This is a genomic window from uncultured Amnibacterium sp. (assembly GCF_964245895.1).
Taxonomy (GTDB): domain Bacteria; phylum Actinomycetota; class Actinomycetes; order Actinomycetales; family Microbacteriaceae; genus Amnibacterium.
Window position 1 is genome coordinate 1 of sequence record NZ_CAXTOQ010000226.1, and the last position, 4,079, is coordinate 4,079.

Sequence of the window (4,079 nt, forward strand, 5' to 3'; positions counted from 1 at the left end):
CCGGCCAGACGTGCGGGGCGAGCGCCTGCGGGTCGCCTGCGGCGGCGAGCCGAGCGGGCGCGAGCGGGTTCGGCGTGGTCACGTCGGTGGCCTCGTGGGGTCTCGGTCGATTCGGGATCGGGCGAGCGGACCTGGAGTGGTCCCTGAAGCCGACCGAGATCCTACCGGGCGCGCCGTTCCCCCGTGGATCCGGGGAAGTCGGCCGTCCGCGCGCACTCCCCGGATCCAGGCACGCCTTCAGCCGCAGGAACCGGTCTGCGCGCTGTCGAGGGTGTTCAGGTCGACGTCGCGCGCGGTCAGGCGCACGACCGCCTCCCGCGGCCGCACCGCGACGGAGGTGAGCTCGACCCCGCGCGGGAGGTAGCTCGCCGCGCACACCGAGACGCCGTCCGGCAGCAGCTGCTGCACGATCGCGGTCGCCGGGATCGTCGCGGGGCCGGCCGTCAGCGTCGCCGAGGTCGGGGTGAGGCGCACGGTCTGATCCGTGAGCGACGGCTTCAGCCGGACCGCCACCTTGAGGTCGAGCCCGAGGAACGTGCGCGTCAGCGTCGTCGAGACCGTCCCGTTCCCGAGCTGCGGCGCGGAGGCGCCGGCGTTCCGCAGCGCGGGCACGGCCCGGAACGCGGCCTGGTCGATCGTGAGGTCGGCGGTCGCGCGCTCGATCGCGCCGCCGGCGACCGGCAGCCCCGCGACGTGCACGACGGCGGAGGCGGGCGCCCCGGCCACCCGCAGCCCGCGGGAGGTGAGCGTGACGTCGTCGAACGAGCCCTGCAGGTACTGCAGCAGCGCGGACCCGTCGCCGATCCGCGCGTCGACCTCCCCGGTGACGCCGGCGGGGAGGCGCTGCGCGACGGTCTGCTCGATCTGCGCCTCCGCGGTGCTGCGGAACACGCGCTCGCCGACGACGTACGCCACGACGGCGAGCGCCGCCAGGACGACGAGCACGATGAGCAGGACCACCAGCGCCCGCCGCCCTCGCCGCTTCCGGCGCCGGCGGTCCGCGGTCACCACCGGGATCGGCAGGGTCGTCGGGTCCTGCCGCCCCCCGACGCTCCCCGCCCGCACGGCCGCCACGTCGCTTCGCGACGCGTCGGAACCGGCGGGCGTGGGCCCAGGCCTCGCGTCCGTCACATGCGCTCCGGCGCGGACACGCCCAGCAGGCCGAGCCCGTTCCGCAGCACCTGCGCGACCGCGTCGTTCAGCACGAGGCGCGTGCGGTGCACGTCCTCCACCGGCTCCCCCGCGATCGGGATGACCCGGCAGCTGTCGTACCAGCGGTGGTACGCCCCGGCCAGCTGCTCCAGGTACCGGGCGACGCGGTGCGGCTCGCGGAGGGTCGCGGCGCGCTCGACCGTGCGCGGGAACTGCTCCAGCTGCCCCAGCAGGTCCGACTCCGTCGGATGCGTCAGCAGGGCCGGATCGAACGCGTCGCGGCCCCGGTCGTCCCGCGTGACGTCCGCCTCCACCGCCTTCCGCGCGACGGACCGGGTGCGGGCATGCGCGTACTGCACGTAGTGGACCGGGTTGTCGTTCGTGCGCTTCGAGATCAGGTCGAGGTCGACGTCGAGCGCCGAGTCGGCCGAGCTGCGCACCAGCGTGTACCGCGCCGCGTCGACGCCGACCGCCTCCACGAGGTCCTCCAGGGTGACGACGGTGCCGGCGCGCTTCGACATCCGGACCGGCTTGCCCTCGCGGACGAGGTTGACCATCTGGCCGATCAGGATCTCGAGGTGCTCGTGCGGGGTGTCGCCGAACGCCGCGACGACGGCCATCAGCCGCCCGATGTAGCCGTGGTGGTCGGCGCCGAGCATGATGATCGCCCGGTCGGCGCCGCGCTCGCGCTTGTCGAGGAAGTAGGCGATGTCGCCCGCGATGTAGGCGGGCTCGCCGTTGCTGCGCACGACGACCCGGTCGCGGTCGTCGCCGAACTCGGTCGTGCGCAGCCAGAGCGCGCCGTCCGAGGTGTACATGTGCCCGAGCTCGGTGAGCCGGGCCACGGCCCGCTCGACGGCGCCGGTCGTGTAGAGGTCGTTCTCGTGGAAGTAGACGTCGAAGTCGACGCCGAAGTCGTGCAGCGACTGCTTGATCTCGGTGAACATCAGGTCGACGCCGCGCTCGCGGAAGACCTCGCGGGCCTCCTCGCGCGGCAGCGCCAGCAGGTCGCCGTCGTACGCGTCGACGACCCGCTGCGCGATCTCCGCGATGTAGTCGCCGCCGTAGCCGTCCTCCGGCGCGGGCTCGCCGAGCGCCGCCGCGAGCAGGCTGGCGGAGTACCGGTCGATCTGCGCCCCGTGGTCGTTGAAGTAGTACTCGCGGGTCACGACCCCGCCCTGCGCCTCCAGCATCCGGGCGAGGCTGTCGCCGACGGCGGCCCAGCGGGTGCCGCCGAGGTGGATGGGACCCGTCGGGTTCGCGGAGACGAACTCGAGGTTCAGCCGCACGCCGTCGAGCGCGGTGCCGCGGCCGTACGCCTCCCCCTCCGCGACGATGCGGGCCGCAAGGGCGCCGGCGGTCGCGGCCTCGAGGGTGATGTTGATGAAGCCGGGGCCGGCGACGGTGACGCCGGCGACACCCGGGATCGCGCCGAGGTCGGACGCGAGCTCCTGCGCCAGGTCCCGCGGCGGCACCCCGATGCGCTTCGCCACCCGCATCGCGACCGTGCTGGCCCAGTCCCCGTGCTCGCGGGAGCGGGGCCGCTCCAGCACGACGTCGACGTCGGAGGGGGACAGGTCGGCACCGCGGCGGGCGGCGGCCGACCGCACGAGATCGCCGACGGCGACCTGGAGCTCGGCCGGATTCATGGGGATCGAGCCTACCGGCGGGCGGACACGCCGTTCCGCCGCGCCGACGCGCCTCCCCCGGCGGACCTGCGGGGCGTTGCTACGGTACGGCTGCCACCCGGACGAGGGGCACGAGCGGCGGGAGGACACCCCATGCGGTCGGTTCGCACCACGGTCGCGGCGGGCGCCGCGGCGGCCGCCCTGATCCTCCTCGCAGGCTGCACCTCCAACCCCGTCGCTGCCGGCACGAGGCAGTCCGCCGCGCCGACGTCCGTGGCGCCCGCGACGCCCACGACGCCTCCGCCCACGCAGGACGCGGCGGACGCCGCGCCCGTGTCGATCCGGTGCCGGGTGCTCGCGCCGGACGCGGTCGTGCAGGCGCTCGAGCCCGAGCTGCAGGTCGTGCGGGGCTGGACGCCCGCGCCGGGGTCCGCCTCCGCGCGGCTGGAGGCGCTGCACGGCACGACCTGCGAGTGGACCACCGCGGCGGGCGACACGCTCGAGGTCGCGGTGGCGAAGCCGGGACGCGAGGACTCGGTCGCCCTGAAGAACGACCTCGTCGAGCGCAGCCAGTCCGTGCCGACGTACGGCGGCGAGGCGTACTTCCAGGTCGTCGACCACGTCGGGCAGGCGGACGTGTTCCGCGGCAGGACCTGGCTGTTCGTGCGATCGAACCGCTTCTTCGAGCCCGGCGACGCGACCGCGATCGTGTCGGCGGCGCTCGACGCGCTCGGCCTGCGCTCCTCTGCGACCGACGCGCCCGCCGAGGGTGGCGCCGGCGCCGCCACGCCCGCGCCGACGGAGACGCCGGCCGGCTGAGGCGCCTCCCCCGGTCCGGTGGCGCCAGTCCTGCAGCAGGAGGGAGCCGAGTCCGTCAGCAGGAAGAATCCACTTCGGCAGGAAGTTTCTGGCCAGTTCTTCCTGCGATCGCTCGTTCTTCCTGCGGTCGTACTCGGATTGTCCTGCTGTCGCGCTCGGGCGGCCCGGATCAGCCCAGCTGGACCAGCCGGGTGATGTCGTCGACAGGCAGCTCGTCCACCGTCGCCGTGACCGACAGGGCCTGGAGCGCCACCAGCCCGCCGATCGTCGTGAGGAACGCCGTGTCCGCGGCGTCGCGCCCGGTCCCGATGCGGAGGAGGGACTGGCGCGGCGCCAGCGTCGTCGCGTCGACGACGTGCCAGGCCCCCTCCACGTACGCCTCCGCGACCGCGTGGAAGTCCATCGGGTCGAGCCCCGGCGCGTACACGGCGACGAGGCGGGCCGGCACGTCGAGCGCCCGCAGCAGCGCCACGACGAGGC

At 74.8% G+C, this 4,079-nt stretch carries 4 protein-coding genes; 1 reads left to right on the plus strand and 3 read right to left on the minus strand.

The features are described from left to right. Nucleotides 1–237: 237 nt before the first annotated feature. A complete protein-coding gene (locus ACFE60_RS18115; protein ID WP_375390250.1) occupies nucleotides 238–1,074 on the minus strand; it encodes a DUF2993 domain-containing protein in 837 nt (278 codons plus the stop codon). Nucleotides 1,075–1,127: 53 nt separating this feature from the next. Then, nucleotides 1,128–2,801: an arginine--tRNA ligase gene (gene argS / locus ACFE60_RS18120; protein ID WP_375390251.1), complete on the minus strand. Its 1,674-nt coding sequence runs from the start codon at nucleotides 2,799–2,801 to the stop codon at nucleotides 1,128–1,130. 132 nt (nucleotides 2,802–2,933) lie between these two features. On the opposite strand from argS, the gene ACFE60_RS18125 reads away from it, so the two are divergent. Further along, a complete protein-coding gene (locus ACFE60_RS18125; RefSeq protein WP_375390252.1) occupies nucleotides 2,934–3,599 on the plus strand; it encodes a hypothetical protein in 666 nt (221 codons plus the stop codon). 169 nt (nucleotides 3,600–3,768) lie between these two features. Here the strand turns inward: ACFE60_RS18125 and ACFE60_RS18130 are convergent. Further along, the coding region (locus ACFE60_RS18130) for a transglutaminase family protein (protein ID WP_375390253.1) at nucleotides 3,769–4,079 on the minus strand (311 nt) is incomplete at its 5' end.

What these genes read in the sequence shown, in the direction of transcription:
- argS (WP_375390251.1), bottom strand. Translation starts at nt 2,801, where the DNA reads ATGAATCCGGCCGAGCTCCAGGTCGCCGTCGGCGATCTCGTGCGGTCG.
- ACFE60_RS18125 (WP_375390252.1), top strand. Translation starts at nt 2,934, where the DNA reads ATGCGGTCGGTTCGCACCACGGTCGCGGCGGGCGCCGCGGCGGCCGCC.